Source organism: Streptomyces sp. NPDC000404, assembly GCF_040300365.1.
GTDB classification, from domain to species: domain Bacteria; phylum Actinomycetota; class Actinomycetes; order Streptomycetales; family Streptomycetaceae; genus Streptomyces; species Streptomyces ramulosus.
The window spans coordinates 332,949-348,523 of record NZ_JBEPDN010000006.1 but is presented as its reverse complement, the minus strand read 5'-3'; the positions used below and the strand labels follow the sequence as shown (position 1 = coordinate 348,523).

Genomic DNA, 15,575 nt, shown 5'->3' with positions numbered 1-15,575 from the left:
GATGGGCGAGGCAGGACGGATCGGTGGCGCCGGGGAGGGCTCCGCGATCGTGGTCGGCGGCGGGATCGGCGGTCTGGCCGCGGGCGTCGCGCTGGCCCGGATCGGCCGGCGGGTGAAGGTGCTGGAGCGCGCCGCCGCCTTCGGCGAGGTGGGAGCGGGGCTGTCGCTGTGGCCCAACGGATTGCGTGCGCTGGACGCGCTGGGCGTGGGGGACCAGGTGCGCGAGCACGCCCTCGCCGAGACCCGAGCGGGCATCCGGAACGCGTCCGGCCGTTGGCTGTCACATACCGACACCCAGGAGCTGGCCAGGCGGTTCGGACCGGTGGTGATGATGCACCGCGCCCGGCTGTCGGAGATCCTGCGCACGGCTCTTCCACCGGGAGCGCTGTGTGCGGACACCGAGGTCACCGGGGTCGCTCTCCGCGGCCGGCGGATCGAGGTCGCGCACGGCACGGACGCCTCGCGGGCCGATCTGCTGGTGGCCGCCGACGGGATCGGCTCCACCGTGCGGCGCTCCCTGTGGCCGCAGGCCCCGGCGCCGCGGTACGCCGGGTACACCGCCTGGCGTCTCGTCGTCGGCACCGGCGGACGGCTGCCGGCCGGCGGCGAGAGCTGGGGGCGTGGTGAGCGCGTGGGCATCGCGCCGCTCGCGGACGGCCGCGCCTACCTCTTCTGCGTCGCCAACGCCCCCGAAGGGCAGCGCAGCCCCGGCGGCGAACTGGCCGAAATACGACGGCGCTTCGGCCGTTGGCACGAGCCGATTCCGGATCTGCTCGCGGCCGCCGACGAGACCGCGGTGCTGCGCCACGACATCTACGAGCTGCCGCCGCTGGACGGCTTCGTCACCGGCCGCGCCGCGCTGCTCGGCGACGCCGCGCACGCCATGACCCCCAACCTGGGCCAAGGGGCCAATCAGGCGCTGGAGGACGCGGTCACCCTGGCGGCGTGCCTGGACGCGCACCCCGGCGTGGAGTCCGCACTGGCCGCCTACGACCGGCACCGGCGCCCTCGCGCCCAGGCGATCGCCCGGCGCTCCCGCCGGATCGGCAGCGCCGCGCAATGGCGCTCGGCACCGGCCACCGCACTGCGCGATCTGACGCTCCGCCTCACTCCCGGCCCGGCCGTCCTCCGCGCACTGACCCCGGTCCTCGACTGGCGGGCGCCCGGCCGCGACAACCTCCCCGCAGATCACGGCCGTTGATCCCCGCCGGAGGCGACAGCGCCCCAGGCGGCGGCAGCCAGACATCCCGGGCCGGTAGGACCGGCCGCCGCCCGCACGCCGGGACCCCCACCCATCCGCCGTGGGGGCGGGGACGAGGCAGGGGTCCGGGTGCGCGCGCTTCGGTGGGCGCCGCCGCTCGGGTGGGTCAGTGGGCGAAGCCCCAGTCGAGGATCTTGGTCGCGTCGTCGAAGCGGCCCTGGTCGTCCTTGAGGATCGCGCCGACGAGGGTGCGGTTGTCGCGCTCGGCGGCGAAGACGAGGGCGTAGCCGCTCTCGGGACCGCTGCCGGTCTTGATGCCGAGGGCGCCGTCGTAGCTGCTCAGCAGCTGGTTGGTGTTGTTCCAGGTGTAGTAGCGGGTGTGGCCGTTGGCCGCGGGGGCCTCGGTCTTGAACTGCTTGTTCTTGACGACCTCGGCGAACACGGGCTGCAGCATCGCGCGCTGGCCGAGCTTGGCCAGATCGCGGGCGGTGCTGCGGTTGTCGCCGTTCGAGATGCCGTCGTAGCTGTCGAAGTGCGTGCCCTTCAGGCCGAGCTGCTGCGCCTCGTCGTTCATCTGGCGGACGAAGTCGGCGACCCGCTCGTCCGTGGTGGCGCCCTGGCCGTAGTGGTCGGCGAGGGCCCGCGCGGCGTCCGCGCCGGACGGGATCAGCATGGCGTGCAGCAGCTGGCGGACGGTGAGCGTGTCACCGGTCTGGAGGTCGGCGGTGCTGGCGCCGACCTTCTGGACGTAGTCCCGGTACTCCTGCTTGACCTGGATGCCGTGCTCCAGCCACTCGGGGTGCTTGAGCACCACGAGCGCCGTCATGATCTTGGTGGTGCTGGCCATCGAGACGCTCTCGTCGGCCTTGGCGCCGGCCCACATCTCGCGCTCCTGGCTGCCGTCGCGGGCGTCGAGGAGGAAGGCGTGGTCGGCCTTGACCTGGGGCGCGTCCTGGGACTTCGGGTCCTGGGCGGCGTCGGCGGCGCGCTGCTGAACGGCCTGGTCGGCGGCCTGCTGACGGTGCGCGTCCTGGTTGTCGTCAGCGGAGTGCGTGGCACCGGGGGTGGCGGCCTGCGCAAGGCCACTTGCGGTGATCGGCAGGGCGGCGCCGACCATCGCGACCATCGCGATCCGGACCCCGGTGCGGTGTATCCGGTTCGGGCGGGCGTGGGAACCCATGGGTATCCCTTTCTCCCGGCGCGGGAACGCCGGTAGGTGAGGCAACTTGGTTTATATCGAACCTACTTGTGTGTGGACACCGACCGTCAAGCCCGGTATGTCATAGCCCGGTAACGAGCTGAGGCGAGATGGAGAAGTTGTGTGCGCGACGGGCGGGACATGTGGGGTTGCTCGCGTGGAGTGAACGGCCGCCCACTTCTGGACATCAGGGTCGCGCCACGTCATTTACGTACCGGCCGACCGGTAACTCGTAGATGACCTGCCCGTTTTGGCGACCGTTGCGCCCGCCACGCCGAGCCGTGGGCCCGCTTCCGCCCGTTTGACGCGAGCGCATCCGACCTCGTTCGATCACATTCCGTGAGGGTCATTCCGGCCCGGGAACGGCAGCGGGCCCGGGGGCGTAGCCTGCCCCCGGGCCCAGTGGTGCCGCCATGTGCGGCCGCCGGCGCGGTGAAGAGCGCGGGTCATGCTGAGGTCGTCGTGTTCTGCCTTTGAACTACCGTGTATCGGAAAAGTGGCTACACGGGCCGGACTTGAACCGGCATCCGACGACGCGGGCCCGGCCCGGTCGTTCCGGCGAACGGCGGCGCATACTGAATCTGGAGCAAGAGTCTGAGATTGATCGCGGTGTGCCTCTGCCGATTGGGCCACCGCGGCCCGAAGAGCCGCGGGGAGGGCTCGAACCTCCACTGACCACCGCGTTCGTCACGACAAGCCTCAGTTTCAGCTTGCGCTCCTCGCGCACCCCGGGCGCGCTGAGGCGCCCGGGGAGTTGTTGGGGCTACCCGAAGAGGTAGCCGAAGACGGCGTCACCCACCCTCTGGTCGGTCACCTCCGCGCCGTTCGCCTCCTCGCGGGCGAACTTCACGGCGGTCTGCAACTTCTCGACGCGGTCGAGGAGTTCGTTGACCCGGCGGGCGGGGAGCGCGCCGGAGAACTTCACGGTCGTCCAGTACCCGACGGGTATGTCCTCGTAGTACACGTCGACCTGCGCCGGGTGCTTCTCCGTCGCCTCGGCCTTGACGTGGTTGCGGGGCACCTTCTTCGTACGGACGGTGCGGACCGGCTCGGTCTTCCAGGCGTCGGTGGACGGATCCTGCACCCAGGACTCCGACGCGTCGAGCACCGGCAGCTTGCGAATGAAGGCGGCGAGGTCGCCGAGCTGTTTCTCCAGGAAGAGCAGGTACGACACCGGCACCTGGGAGAGGATCGCGCGGCCGTCGACCGTCACATCGGCGCGGGCGGTGCAGTTGGCCCAGTCCTTGGTGGCGGTCACATCGAACAGCCTGGTCAGGGTGGTGGCCGTCGCCCGCAGGACGTCCTCGGCCTTGACCTGCACCCGGGTGGACTCGGGCGGCAGCTGCTCGCCCTCCTCGTCCTTGGGCTGGTACGTCCGCGCGATGCCGGACAGCAACGCCGGCTTCTGGAGGCCGTGCTGGGCCGCCGTCAGGTCCTGCTGGGACTTGGACTTGACGCCCTTCTCGACCGCGATGATCTGATTGAGTTTCGCCACGTCCCCCACAGAACCACGCCGCGGCGCGACTGCCGAATGATTTTTCGAGCGGGAGCTACGGGGGTCTCGGTTCCTTACCTGCGCCTTACCTCTGTGCTTCAACTCTGCGCTTCACCTCTGTGCTTACGGGGGCGGGCTTCCGGGGCTGTCGGGGTCGGCGCCGCTCCCCCTGGGTTGCGTCCGCAGGCGGGCGCTCGCGGTGGTCAGGGCGGTGAGGCGTTCCGGGGCGGTGGCGGCGCGGACCGCGAGGTACACGCGCAGGATGAGCGGGTCGCCGTCCAGCGGGCGCAGGGTGACGCGGCGGGAGGCCACGGCGTCCGCCGCCGTCGGGTACAGCGGGGTCCAGCCCGGCTCGCCCGCCCCGATGTCGGCCAGCGTGTCCTGGAGGCGGACCGACGGCGGGCCCATGACGGGCGTGAATCCGGCGGCGCGGCAGGCGGTGTGGACGGCGTCGAAGAGCACCGGGTTCGTCTCACGCGGTGCGATGCGCAGGGGAAGCGCGGCGAGGTCGGAGAGCCGGAGCGGGTCGCGGACGGCAAGAGGGTGCGCGGTGGGGAGGGCGACCCGCAACGGGTCGTCCCAGAGGGGGAGAAAGCGCAGGTCGGGGTGGGTTCCGTGGCCGGGAAGGGGCCCGGGGGCGGAGTCCGTTCCATGGGCAGGGCTTGTTCCAGGGCTGGGGGCCGTTCCAGGGCGTGCCGCCCGTATGAACGCCGCGTCCAGTCGGCCCGCGCGGACCTCCGCCAGGCGGCGCGGTGCCTCCAGGGTGCGGAACACGAAGCGGGTCCCGGCGCCCTGGCCGGGCAGCGCGTCCAGGAAGTCGTCGAGGCGCCGTCCCAGGCCCGTACCGATCCCGACGTGGAGGACGGCCTCCTCCTGGGCGGCCAGCCGGCGCGCACCGGCGGTGAACGCGTCCCGGGCGGCCAGGATGTGGTGCGCCTCGGGCAGCAGCTCCCGGCCGGCGGGGGTGAGCGTCACGGTGCGCCGCGAGCGGTCGAAGAGTGCCAGGCCCAGCTCCCGTTCCAGCCGTCGTATCTGCTGGCTGACCGCGGGCTGGCCGATGTGCAGCCGGGCGGCCGCCCGCCCGAAGTGCAGTTCCTCGGCGACCGCGACGAAGTACTGGATCTGCCGCAGCTCCACGCCGTCCCGCCCCTCCGCCGGGCGGCCGTGGGCGGTGACTGCGCCCGGGCCCGTGCCCCGGTCCCGTATCCGCGTCTCCTGGACGGACGCGGCCCGCAAGAGCGTCGCACAGCGGGACCGGGCGCCTCCCGACGGGCCGGTCAGCGGGCGGCGGGCCCGCCCCGGTTCGCCGCCCTCAGGAGGACCGCGAAGGCGAGGGCGCCCGCGGTCGCCGCACCGGTCACGAACCAGCCCAGGGCGGCGAGATCGCCCGCGGGGATCCTGCTGGTGACGTAGATGCCCAGGGACGCGCCGAGCAGTTGGACCGCGCCCATCAGCCCGGACGCCGATCCGGCCGTCTCGCGGAACGAGGTCACGCCCGCGCTCATCGACAGCGGCAGCAGGAACCCGTTGCCGAACGTCATCACCGGCATGAACACCAGCACCAGCAGCCCCCAGGGCGCGCCCGCTCCGCTCAGCCCGAGGCCCAGCATCAGCAGCGCGCCGCCGCAGAAGAAGGCGTGCCCGCACCACAGCAGCCGGTCCACCGGGCGCCGGCGGACCAGGGCACGCGAGGTGAGGTTCCCGGCGACGTACGCGAGCGAGACGGTCAGGTAGCAGTAGCTGGTGGTCTCGGTGGCCAGGCCCAGCCGGGCGAAGACCAGCGGGGAGGCGGCGAGGTAGCCGAAGTAACCGCCGTACGCCACGGCGAGGTTGAGGGTGTATGCCCAAAACCGCGGCCGGATCAGCAGCCTCGGGTAGCCGCGCAGCGTGGCGCCGAGGTGGCGGCTGCGCCGCTCCGGCGGCAGGCTCTCGGGGATCGCGGTGACCATCACCACGAGCGTGACGAGCCCGAGCACCGCGGTCACCGCGAACGGCGCGCGCCACGAAACGTACGTGGTCAGGTAGCCACCGATCAGCGGGGCGACGGACGGTGAGACGCCCACGACCGGCATCACCGTCGCGAACATCCGGGCCGCGTCCGTCGCCTCGTACAGATCGCTGATCACCGCCCGGCCGAGCACCATCCCGGCGCCCGCGCCCAGCGCCTGGAGCAGCCGTCCCGCGCCGAACACCTCGACGGTGGGCGCCACCGCGCATCCCACGGAGGCGACGGCGAACACGCCGAGCCCGAAGACGATGACCGGCTTGCGCCCGTACGCATCGGAGATCGGCCCGTACACCGCCTGCGAGACGGCGATGCCGATCATGAACGCGCTGAACGTCCACTGCACGGACGCGACCGGCGTGTGGAACGCGGCCGCGGTGGCCGGGACGCCCGGCAGGTTGATGTCGGAGGCGAACAGGCCACCGGCGTTCAACGCGCAGAGGACGGCGAGGAGGAGGGCGCGGGAGGTGCGGTGGGGCGCCGGGCCCGGTGCGGGGCGCGGTCGGACGGCGGGGGCGGTGCCGGGTGCCGTGCGGGCGGCGGGGGACATGGGGCCTTCCGGGGTGAGGGGGCGTTCCTGGGGCGGTGCGGTGTGGGCGCGCCCCCAATGGGTGGTCGGGCAGGCGGGGCGTCCCTGGGGTGGACCGGTGGCCGGTGCGCCCCAGGGGAGGCCTGGCCCGGCGGGCGGGTTCGGGCGTTCCCCTGTGCCGCCCGAGGCCCGCCGGGCTCCGGGGGCCGGACGGGGCCCGCCCGCGCCGCCGTCAGCGGGCGGCCGCCCGCGCCGCCAGCGTCTCCCCGGCGATGGACCAGCTGTCGGCGCCGATCTCCTGCACCGTTACCCAGACGCTCTCGCGCTTGCCGCCGGTGGCGGACACGTACGCGTCGGTCAGCGCGCGGACCAGTTCGGCCTTCTGCTCGGCGGTCTTCCCGGGGGTCTGCTGCACCTGGATGAGAGGCATGAGGTCTCCTGCTCGAACGAGTCGGATGGATGAGGGATCACGGGGGGGGAGGCGGGGACGCACGCAGGAACGGGTCCCGACGGACCGGGTCCTGCCGGTGCTTCCGCCGTCCGTTCCAGTCCAGCACCGGGCCGGGTGCCGGCCAAGGCGCAATCCGCACCGGCAGCGATCAGCGATCGTGATGAGTCGAGGTCAGCGGCTTCCGCAGACCGCCCGGGAAGCGGCTCGGCCGGTGCGTGCCGCCGGGAATTCCGTGTACGGCGCGGCGTCTTGCATGCCACGATCCGCCCCATGCCGACCCCGCCTTCGCCGCCGCTCCGCTACCCGGCCCCGCTCCGCCCCGGTGACCGCATCGGCGTCACCGCCCCGTCGAGCGGCGTACCGGCCCGGCTGCGCGCCCGGCTGGACGTGGCGCTCGACGACGTACGGGCCCGCGGTTACGAGGTCGTCGTCGGCGCCTGCATGGACGGCGCCGGCCACGTCAGCGCCCCGGCGGCCGAACGCGCCGCCGAGCTGACGGCGATGCTGTGCGATCCGGGGATCCGGGCGGTGGTGCCGCCGTGGGGCGGGGAGACGGCGATCGATCTGCTGCCGCGGCTGGACTGGGAGCGGCTGCGGGCGGCCGAGCCGACCTGGCTCGTCGGCTTCTCCGACCTGTCGACGCTCCTCACCCCGCTGACCCTGCTCACCGGCGTCGCGACACTGCACGGCAACAACCTGATGGACACCCCGTACGCGGTGCCGGACGGCCTGCTGTCGTGGCTCGATGTCGTCGCCGCGCCCCGGGGCCACCGGTTCACGCAGGTGCCCCCGGGGCGCCACCGCTCCACCGGGTGGGACGACTACGCGGCCGACCCCGGGGTCCGCACCTGCACCCTGGACGCCACCGGGCGCTGGACCCGGCTGGACGGCACCGGGGACGTCACGGTCGCCGGGCGGCTGATCGGCGGCTGCATCGAGACGCTGTGCCACCTCACCGGCACGCCCTACCTGGACACCGCTCCGTTCGCCCGGCGCGTGGCCCCGGAGGGACTGCTGGTCTACGTCGAGGCGTCCGGCGACGATGCCTTCACCATCTGCCGCGCCCTGCACGGCATGCGGCTCGCGGGCTTCTTCGACCACGCCGCCGCGGTGCTCATCGGCCGTACCGCGGCGCCCGACGCGCCCTCCCTCAGCCAGCACGAGGCCGTTCTGGACGCGCTCGGCCCGCTGGGCGTGCCGCTCCTCGCCGACGTCGAGTGCGGCCACGTCCCGCCGTTCCTCCCCCTCGTCAACGGAGCGCGCGCCCGCGTCGTCCACACCGCGGAACGCAGCGCGCTGACCCAGACGCTGGAATGAGAGCCCGGGCCGCCGGAGCACCGGGAGGGGAAGGCGGGGCGACGGGATCCCGGCCGTGCGGGCGGACGCCCGGAACGGTCAGGGACCCGGGCCGTTCCAGGCGCCCGGAACGGTCGGGAATCCGGGCCGTTCCAGGCACCCGGAACGGTCAGGAAACCGGACTGATCCGGCCGCCCGGAAGAGTCAGGAACCCGAAGGCGAGGAGCGCCGGGCGGCCGCCGCCGCCAGCAAGGACCAGCCGTCGATCTCCGCGGCCCGCGGCTCGCCCGGCCGCCACCCATGGGCCGAGGCGGCATCGAGCAACGCCCGGACCGCGCCCGGTTCATGCAGGTTCAGGGAGGGCCCCTGGACGTACCCGACGTCTCCGGAACCCAGGGGGAACCCGCCCGGGACGTACCGGCCCGGCCCCTCGGCGAAGACGAGGTGCAGCGGGCCGCCGGTGCCCGCGGGCTGCGGGTGCAGCGTGAGAATCTGGCGGCAGTCCGCGGACCGGCCGGTGTCCGTCACGCGGTGGCGGTGGCGCAGGACCCACAGGTAGGTGCGCCCCTCGGCGACCAGACGACGGGGCTTCTTCGGGTGACGGGGCACGGGCCGAGGGTATGCGGCCCGATCCCGCTCCGGAACGGGAACGGGCATCGGAACGGCTCAAGCGTCCTGAACGGTTCAGTCGTACCGAACGGCTCAGGCGTCCCGAACGGCTCAGGCGTCCGGGCCGGCCGCCGCCCGCACATCCGCCACCCGGAACAGCCCCATCGACCGCGTCCCCACCCGGAACTTCCGGGCCGGTACGCCGGGCACCGGCGGGAACTTCCGGCCCCGGACGCCGATCGCGATGACGCCGCGTTCCGGCAGCACCCGGGCCAGGCTCGTCAGCAGGCCGGGCAGGCCGGTGCCGCTCGCGCCCCGCCACTGGACGCGTTCGCCGTAGGGGACGTCGGTGACGACGACATCGGGGGCGAACCCGGCGGCGGCGCGTTCCAGGGCGGACGGGTCGAAGGCGTCGGCACGGGACACGGTGTGCGGGAGGTCGCCGCCGTCCGCGGCGAGGCGGTCCGCGAGGCGTTCGGCGGCGGCCGCGGCCTCGGTGTAGCCGGGCTTGCCGAAGCGGGCGGCCTTCTCTGCCTGTTCGGCGGCGCGGGCGGCGAGGCCCTGCGCGGTCAGCAGGGCGAGGTTGGCGCGGGCGATCTCCAGGGAGGCGTCGTCGATGTCGGACGCCACCACGGCCGCGATCCGGTCGCGGTGCACCAGCCCCAGCACCGTCGAGAGGTACCCCTTGCCGCAGCACGGGTCCCACAGGACGGCCGGTTCGTCGCCGCCGCGCAGCGCCAGCGCGCGCTGGAACGTCTCCGAGGCCAGCCGCACCGGGAACGCCGTGAAGCCGGGCGCGGAGCGCAGCACGAAGCCGCTGGCGAGGTCGGAGTGGTCGACGCGCTCCGTCGCGTAGCGGTAAGCCACCGGTCGTCTCCTCCGCCTTCCGGGCCCGCGGTCCGCCCTCGGCGCACCGTCCGGTCACGATATCCGCCCTCGTCACGGGCCCGGGGCCGGCCGTACGGCGACCCAGGGGCGGCCCGGTGCTGCCGTAGACTCCCGGGGAGTTTCGGGGCAGGACAGGACACAGAGGGCGGAGGGCTCGCGCGTGGGCGTGCGGCTGCTGGCACGGACCCTGCGGGGCATCGAAGAGGTCTGCGCGCAGGAGATCACCGCCCGCGGGCTCGGCACCGTGGAGCGGCTGCGCCACCGCGAGGTGTGGTTCACCACCGAGGAGCCGGACGCCCGGCTGCTGGACCTGCGCACCGCCGACGACGTCTTCCTGGTGGCCGCGGTGATCCACGGCGTCGGCCACACCAAGGCCGACCTCGCACGCTTCACCCAGCCGTCCCGCACCGCACCGTGGCGGCGCCTGCTGCGGCTGCGCGGCCGGTGCGGCGGGCCCGCCGCCGCGGACCGGATCGACGTCGTCGCCTCGTACGTCGGCAAGCGGAACTACAACCGCTACGACATCGAGGACGCCGTCGGGGAGCAGGCCGCGGCCGTTCTCGGGCTGGTGCACCACTCGCGGCGCGACGGCGCGGTGCCCGAGGGCGGGCGGCCGTTCCCGATCCGCGTCACCGTCGAGGGCACCGAGGCGGCGCTCGCGGTGCGGCTCACCGAGCGCCCGCTGCACCGCCGCGCGTACAAGCAGGAGTCGGTGCCCGGCACGCTGCACCCGCCGCTCGCCGCCGCGATGGCACTGCTCGCCGGCCTCTCCCCCGGCGACCGGGTGCTCGACCCGTCCTGCGGCACCGGCACCCTGCTCATCGAGTCCCGGCTGACCGTCGACGGCCTGCGCACCCTCGGCACCGACCACAATCCCGCGACGCTCGCCGCCGCCGTGGCCAACGCCTCCGCCGCCCAGCCGTCCGGCGCCGCCGGCCGGGCCTGGGCGGTCGCCGACGCCGGCCGGCTGCCGGTCGCCGACGGGCAGGCCGACCGCGTCCTGAGCAACCCGCCGTGGGGGCTCCAGGTCGCCCCGGGCGGCACCCTCGCCGACCGGCCCGCCGCGTACTACGAGGAGGTCCGCCGCGTCCTGAAGCCGGGCACGGGCCGCGCCGTCCTGCTCCTGCACGACCCGGACACCCACCTCGCCCTCGCCCGCGCGGCCGGGCTGCGGGTGCACGACAGCCGGCCGGTGAGCCTGTTCGGCAGCCGTCCGGCCGTGGTGACGCTCGGCGCGTGACGCCCGCGGCGGCATCGCCGCTGGTCACCGGCTGTTGTCAGTGCCCTCACCTACTGTTTCGGCATGGCGTTGGCAGACCTCACTCCCACGGCGGTGCTCCGGGCGATCGAGGAGTACGACCGCCTCGGTCAGGACGCGTTCCTGCGCAGGTACGGATTCCGGCGCGCCCTGCGGTACGTCCTCGTCCACGACGGCCGGCGGTACGACTCCAAGGCGATAGCCGGCGCCGCCCACGGCCATCTCGACGGCCGCGCCCCGCTGCGGCCACGGGACTTCTCCGGTGGCGCCGCGCACTGCGTCGGGCTGCTGCGCGGCCTCGGCTTCAAGGTGATCGACGACATCGCCGCGACCGACGGAGCGCTGAGCCAACTCCTCGACCGCACCGGCACCTTGCGGGTGAGCCGCGCCGCCGGGCGCCCTGCGCTCCATCAGCCGATCGTGCTGCTGTGGGCCGTCGGACGGGCCGGGCTCGGCAAGCCGCGGATCCTGCCCTGGGACGAGACGGAGCACACCCTCGGCGCCCTGCTGCTCCGCCACGGCCTGCCCGGCGAACGCCCGCGCCCCGACTACCCGCTCGCCGCCCTGCACCGCGCCGGGCTGTGGGAGCTGACCGGCCACACGGAGCCGGTCCCCCGCGCGCACGGCGACACCGCGCTGCGCAACTGGTTCCGGCGGCAGCAGCCCGCCGGCGGCCTCGACGCCGAGGCGCACGCCCTCCTCGGCCGGTCGGCCCGGGCCCGTAGCGCCGTCGTCGAAACCCTGCTGACCACGTACTTCGTGGATCTGGAGGCGGGGGCGCTGCTGGATGACGTCGGATTGGGGGAGCTCGCGTCGGGAGAACCCACGTCGAGGGGACTCGCCTCGGGGGAACTCGCATCGGGGGAACTCACGTCGAGGGAAGGCGCATCAGGGGAAGGCGACTTCGGCGCAGACAGGCGGAGCGGTGCCGACCCGCTCGCCCCCGACCCGCTCGCCTCCGATCCCCTCGCCCCCGACCTGCACGGCGCCATGCTGGCCGCCGAGTACGACCGGCTCTCCCGGATAGCCGAGCGGCAGCAGTCGGTGAACCGCGGCCGCCGGGCGCCCCGTTCGGCGGCGCCGGTGCGGTCGGCGGAGGCCCGGCGGGCCGTGCTGCTGCGCAGCGGCCGCCGGTGCGAGAACCCGCGGTGCACGGGCGCGCCCGATGACGTCACGGTCGCCGGCGAGCCGATACTCGAAGTCGATCACGTCCTCGATCTCGCCGCGGGCGGGCCCGATCTCCCGGACCACATGGTCGCGCTCTGTCCCAACTGCCATGCGGTCAAGACGCGGGGCCGCACCGGCGAGCAGCTCCGTGCCGTCCTCCTCGACGTGGCCCGCAGCCGCCATGCCCGGCTGCTGCGCGGCACGGACGGCTGACCGGCGCTCAGCCCGCGATCCCGTATCCCGCCGGAATCCGCTCCAGCACCCCGCCGGCGAAGACGTCGTACAGCGGCAGCGTCTCCAGGTGGACATAGCCGATATGGCAGTCGCAGCTGGTCAGCGGGCAGGGACGGGGTCGCAGGGCGGGGCGGAAGGTGTCGTCGTAGAGATTGCCCAGCTCGGTGGGGACGAAGTGGCAGCGGCGGACGGTGCCGTCGCCGTCCACGGAGAGGACGGACTCGCCGGTGCGGCAGGGCAGGCCGGCGCTGCGGTGCGGATGGCGGCTGTAGGGGAAGAGGGGGTCGAGCGCGGTCCAGGCGGCGGCCTCCGCGTCGGTGTAGGTGTGGCCCTCGGCGGCGTTGATCCAGAGGTAGACCTCGGCGGGCAGCTCGCGGCGGAGGCGGGCGGCGAGGGCGTGGTGCTCGGGGAGGCCGACGACGCCGACGCTGAAGCGGGCGCCGAGCGCGGCCAGTTCGCGGGTCTTGCCGAGGAAGCGGTCGTACGGGGTCTGGCCCGGGTGGAAGGTGCACCACAGGGCGAGGGTGTCGAGGTCGGCGCCGGCCAGCCAGTCGGTGCGGCAGCTGAGGTTGGTCTGGATGGCGACGCGGCGCAGGTGCGGCAGATGGGACAGCTCGGTCAGCGCCCGCCGGTACCAGGAGCGCACCAGGCCCTCGCCCCAGGGGGTGAAGAGGACCGACAGCCGGTCGCCGGTCGGCTGCTGCGCCGCCGCCCAGCCGGTGAAGCGCTCCAGCGCGGCGCGGTCGGCGCGCAGTTGCTCGCGGCTGTCGCGGCGCTTGGCGAACGGGCAGTACGGACAGTCGTAGTCGCAGGAGGCGAGCGGACCGCGGTAGAGGAGGGTCAGGTCCATCGGGGGCGGCTCACTTCGGCTCGTAGGCGGCCATCGCGGCGCGCACCGCGGGCGAGAACAGCTCCGGGCCCAGCGCATCGGAGTGGGCCAGGCCCTCGGGCGTCAGCCGCAGCAGGCCGTCGTGCTCGGTCAGCCAGCCGCGGGCGGTGAACGCGGCCAGTTCGGCGGGGAAGTCGTCGGCCGGGTGGCTGCCGAAGCGGGCGCGGTAGCCGTCGAGCGGCATGCCGGCGGCCTGGAGCACCGACTGGAGGAGGTGCCGGCGGCGGGCCTCGTCGCCCTCGACGTACCGGCCGACCTCGGCGCGGGTGAAGTCCTCGGTGGCGGTGTACGCGTCGATGAGGGAGCGGACCTCGCGCATGCCGACGGCGTAGTCGAAGGAGTAGTGCAGCCGGGAGGTGTACGACCGGGCGCCGCAGCCCAGGCCGATCATGCCGTCGGTCTGGCAGGCGTGGTCGTCGGGGCCCTGTGCCAGGGCGCCCGGGCGGCGGAACATCCGCATCGACACCTGCTCGTAGCCGTGCGCCAGGAGGTGGTCGCGGCCCTGCCGGTAGAGGGCGAGGCGCTGGGCGTCCCAGGCGGCGTCGCCGGTGGTGTCCGGGTCGCGGCCCGGTGCGCCCAGGGCCGTGAGGGGGCGGACGTACAGCGGGTAGAGGTACAGCTCCTCGGGCCGCCAGGCGAGGGCGGCGTCCAGGGAGGTGCGCCAGGTGGCCGGGGTCTGGCCGTCGATGCCGTAGATGAGGTCGATGTTGAGGACCGGTATCCGGGCGTCGCGGATGCGGCCGAGGGCGGCCTCGACGTCGGCGCGGCGCTGCGGACGGACGGCGGAGCGGGCCTCGGCGTCGACGAAGCTCTGCACGCCGATGCTCACGCGGGTGGCGCCGCGCTCGGCGAGGACGGCCAGCCGGTCGGCGGTCGCGGTGCCCGGGGACGTCTCGACGGAGAGGGGGACGGCGCGCAGGTCGGCGCCCATCCGCCGCTCGGCGATGTCGCAGAGCCGGCTCAGCTCGCCGGCGTCGAGGTAGGTGGGGGTGCCGCCGCCGAACGCCGCCGCGGCGAACCGCACCGGCCCGCCGTCGCCGAGCGCCTCCCGGGCGGCGGTGGCCTGGCGGTCGAGCGCGTCGAGATAGCGGGTGGTGAGGTCGCCGGGGGCGCCGATGCGGGTGAAGAGGTTGCAGAAGCCGCAGCGGACCTCGCAGAACGGGATGTGGAGGTAGAGCGACAGGGCATCCTTGGGCTCGCCCGCCCACAGGTCGCGCAGCGCGGGCCGGGGCGCCAGGGGCCGGTACGCGGTCTTGTGCGGGTAGGCGTAGACGTACTGGGTGTACGGGCGCGGGGTGGCGGTCCGGTCCGCCGGCGTCGCGGAGGGCGCTGCGGCGGGCCGGTCCGCGGGTGGTATCGGAGCCGGGGTGCCGGATTCCGGCGCGGCCGGGGTCAGGGCCGGGGCCTGGGCGGTGGGCTGCGGGGCGGAGGGCAGGGGTGCGGGGGTCATCGTGCGGCCTCGTCGAGGAAGAAGTGGGCGTACGGGACGGTCCAGACGGCCTCGTGGCCGAGGCGGTGGCCGGTGTAGCCGTCGTCACCGTAGGTGGTGCCGTGGTCGGAGCAGACGACGGCGAAGCAGCGGCGGCGGCTGCTCATGGCGGCGAAGAGGCGGCCGATGTGGCGGTCGACGTACTCCAGCGCCGCGGCGTGGCTGGCGCGGGTGTCGCCCGCCTCGCGGGTGGCGCCGGGCAGGTGGAACCAGTTGGGCTGGTGGAGCGCCGAGACGTTGACGAAGAGGAAGAGGCGCCGCGCCGGGTCCAGGGCGGCCACGACCTCCTCGGCGCGGGTGACCTGCGCCGCGAAGGAGTCCGGTGCGGCCACCGAGAACTCCGGCTCCCAGTGGCTCTCCTGGAACAGCGACGGCAGCACGGAGCCGAGCGCCGCCTGCTTGTTGAAGAAGCCGACGCCGCCGATGCAGACCGTGCGGTACCCGGCGGCGGCGAGCCCGCCGACCAGATCGGGGGTGTCGAACACCCAGGTGCGCCCGGCGGTGGTCTCACTGCCCGCGAAGCGCGCCGCGAAGAGCCGGGGGTGCGGGCCGGGCGCCGCCGGGGTGGGCAGGAAACCGGCGAACATCGCCTGGTGGGAGGCGTAGGTGAAGCTGCCCGGCGCATGCCGCCGCTCCCAGACGCCGCCCGGCAGATGGCGCGCCAGATGCGGGATGCGGCCCGCGGCGGCCAGCTCGGCGGCGACGTCGTACCGCAGCGTGTCGAGCGTGACGAGGAGGAGGTCGTCGCGGCCGACGACGGCGTTCATGTCGGGGTTCATGCCGGGGTCCGGGACGGCGGGCGGGGCCCCGGGCGTTCCCGGCGCACCGGCCGCCCCGGGCGCTCCCGCCGGCTCGGCGTCTCGGTC

The 15,575-nt window shown here is 74.4% G+C and carries 14 protein-coding genes; 4 read left to right on the top strand and 10 right to left on the bottom strand.

Annotated features, from left to right (window positions below; translation table 11 throughout):
• Position 1 precedes the first annotated feature (1 nt).
• Positions 2-1,201 carry an FAD-dependent monooxygenase gene (locus ABT345_RS14015; RefSeq protein WP_345077599.1) on the top strand — a complete coding sequence of 400 codons (1,200 nt, stop codon included), beginning with the start codon at positions 2-4 and terminating at the stop codon, positions 1,199-1,201.
• Between the two features lie 166 nt (positions 1,202-1,367).
• Here ABT345_RS14015 and ABT345_RS14010 read toward each other — a convergent pair whose 3' ends face one another.
• The 5 genes from ABT345_RS14010 to ABT345_RS13990 all read right to left on the bottom strand — a co-directional run bounded on the left by ABT345_RS14010 (position 1,368) and on the right by ABT345_RS13990 (position 6,858).
• A complete protein-coding gene (locus ABT345_RS14010) occupies positions 1,368-2,381 on the bottom strand; it encodes a D-alanyl-D-alanine carboxypeptidase family protein (RefSeq protein WP_345077602.1) in 1,014 nt (337 codons plus the stop codon).
• 781 nt (positions 2,382-3,162) lie between these two features.
• Positions 3,163-3,894 carry a DUF7873 family protein gene (locus ABT345_RS14005; RefSeq protein ID WP_345077605.1) on the bottom strand — a complete coding sequence of 244 codons (732 nt, stop codon included), beginning with the start codon at positions 3,892-3,894 and terminating at the stop codon, positions 3,163-3,165.
• Positions 3,895-4,017: 123 nt separating this feature from the next.
• Entirely contained in the window at positions 4,018-5,031 is a 1,014-nt protein-coding gene (locus ABT345_RS14000; RefSeq protein ID WP_345077608.1) for a LysR family transcriptional regulator, read from the bottom strand.
• A 140-nt stretch (positions 5,032-5,171) separates the two neighbouring features.
• The gene (locus tag ABT345_RS13995; RefSeq protein ID WP_345077613.1) at positions 5,172-6,449 is read right to left on the bottom strand and encodes a multidrug effflux MFS transporter; all 1,278 of its coding nucleotides are present in this window, start codon (positions 6,447-6,449) and stop codon (positions 5,172-5,174) included.
• Between the two features lie 211 nt (positions 6,450-6,660).
• Positions 6,661-6,858, bottom strand: a complete 198-nt coding sequence (locus tag ABT345_RS13990; protein ID WP_345077616.1) for a tautomerase family protein — start codon at positions 6,856-6,858, stop codon at positions 6,661-6,663.
• A 291-nt stretch (positions 6,859-7,149) separates the two neighbouring features.
• On the opposite strand from ABT345_RS13990, the gene ABT345_RS13985 reads away from it, so the two are divergent.
• The gene (locus ABT345_RS13985) at positions 7,150-8,196 is read left to right on the top strand and encodes a S66 family peptidase (RefSeq protein ID WP_345077619.1); all 1,047 of its coding nucleotides are present in this window, start codon (positions 7,150-7,152) and stop codon (positions 8,194-8,196) included.
• 183 nt (positions 8,197-8,379) lie between these two features.
• Here ABT345_RS13985 and ABT345_RS13980 read toward each other — a convergent pair whose 3' ends face one another.
• On the bottom strand, positions 8,380-8,784 hold the full coding sequence (locus tag ABT345_RS13980) for a hypothetical protein (RefSeq protein WP_345077622.1): 405 nt from the start codon (positions 8,782-8,784) through the stop codon (positions 8,380-8,382).
• Positions 8,785-8,895: 111 nt separating this feature from the next.
• The gene (locus ABT345_RS13975; protein ID WP_345077625.1) at positions 8,896-9,651 is read right to left on the bottom strand and encodes an rRNA methyltransferase; all 756 of its coding nucleotides are present in this window, start codon (positions 9,649-9,651) and stop codon (positions 8,896-8,898) included.
• A 181-nt stretch (positions 9,652-9,832) separates the two neighbouring features.
• On the opposite strand from ABT345_RS13975, the gene ABT345_RS13970 reads away from it, so the two are divergent.
• Together ABT345_RS13970 and ABT345_RS13965 are read left to right on the top strand one after the other, a co-directional pair.
• On the top strand, positions 9,833-10,912 hold the full coding sequence (locus ABT345_RS13970; protein WP_345077628.1) for a methyltransferase domain-containing protein: 1,080 nt from the start codon (positions 9,833-9,835) through the stop codon (positions 10,910-10,912).
• 63 nt (positions 10,913-10,975) lie between these two features.
• Complete coding sequence (locus tag ABT345_RS13965) at positions 10,976-12,310, top strand: HNH endonuclease signature motif containing protein (RefSeq protein ID WP_345077631.1); 1,335 nt, start codon at positions 10,976-10,978, stop codon at positions 12,308-12,310.
• A 7-nt stretch (positions 12,311-12,317) separates the two neighbouring features.
• Here ABT345_RS13965 and ABT345_RS13960 read toward each other — a convergent pair whose 3' ends face one another.
• The 3 genes from ABT345_RS13960 to ABT345_RS13950 are packed head-to-tail and all read right to left on the bottom strand — an operon-like array spanning position 12,318 to position 15,476.
• The gene (locus ABT345_RS13960) at positions 12,318-13,181 is read right to left on the bottom strand and encodes an STM4011 family radical SAM protein (RefSeq protein ID WP_345077634.1); all 864 of its coding nucleotides are present in this window, start codon (positions 13,179-13,181) and stop codon (positions 12,318-12,320) included.
• 10 nt (positions 13,182-13,191) lie between these two features.
• Complete coding sequence (locus ABT345_RS13955; protein ID WP_345077637.1) at positions 13,192-14,670, bottom strand: STM4012 family radical SAM protein; 1,479 nt, start codon at positions 14,668-14,670, stop codon at positions 13,192-13,194.
• Positions 14,667-15,476, bottom strand: a complete 810-nt coding sequence (locus ABT345_RS13950; protein WP_345078543.1) for an STM4013/SEN3800 family hydrolase — start codon at positions 15,474-15,476, stop codon at positions 14,667-14,669. Before ABT345_RS13950 ends, ABT345_RS13955 begins: the two co-directional genes overlap by 4 nt.
• Between the last annotated feature and the right edge of the window lie 99 nt (positions 15,477-15,575).

Coding starts and splice junctions, on each gene's coding strand:
- ABT345_RS14015 (WP_345077599.1), top strand. CDS start 2: ATGGGCGAGGCAGGACGGATCGGTGGCGCCGGGGAGGGCTCCGCGATC.
- ABT345_RS14010 (WP_345077602.1), bottom strand. CDS start 2,381: ATGGGTTCCCACGCCCGCCCGAACCGGATACACCGCACCGGGGTCCGG.
- ABT345_RS13995 (WP_345077613.1), bottom strand. CDS start 6,449: ATGTCCCCCGCCGCCCGCACGGCACCCGGCACCGCCCCCGCCGTCCGA.
- ABT345_RS13990 (WP_345077616.1), bottom strand. CDS start 6,858: ATGCCTCTCATCCAGGTGCAGCAGACCCCCGGGAAGACCGCCGAGCAG.
- ABT345_RS13985 (WP_345077619.1), top strand. CDS start 7,150: ATGCCGACCCCGCCTTCGCCGCCGCTCCGCTACCCGGCCCCGCTCCGC.
- ABT345_RS13965 (WP_345077631.1), top strand. CDS start 10,976: ATGGCGTTGGCAGACCTCACTCCCACGGCGGTGCTCCGGGCGATCGAG.
- ABT345_RS13960 (WP_345077634.1), bottom strand. CDS start 13,181: ATGGACCTGACCCTCCTCTACCGCGGTCCGCTCGCCTCCTGCGACTAC.
- ABT345_RS13955 (WP_345077637.1), bottom strand. CDS start 14,670: ATGACCCCCGCACCCCTGCCCTCCGCCCCGCAGCCCACCGCCCAGGCC.
- ABT345_RS13950 (WP_345078543.1), bottom strand. CDS start 15,476: ATGAACGCCGTCGTCGGCCGCGACGACCTCCTCCTCGTCACGCTCGAC.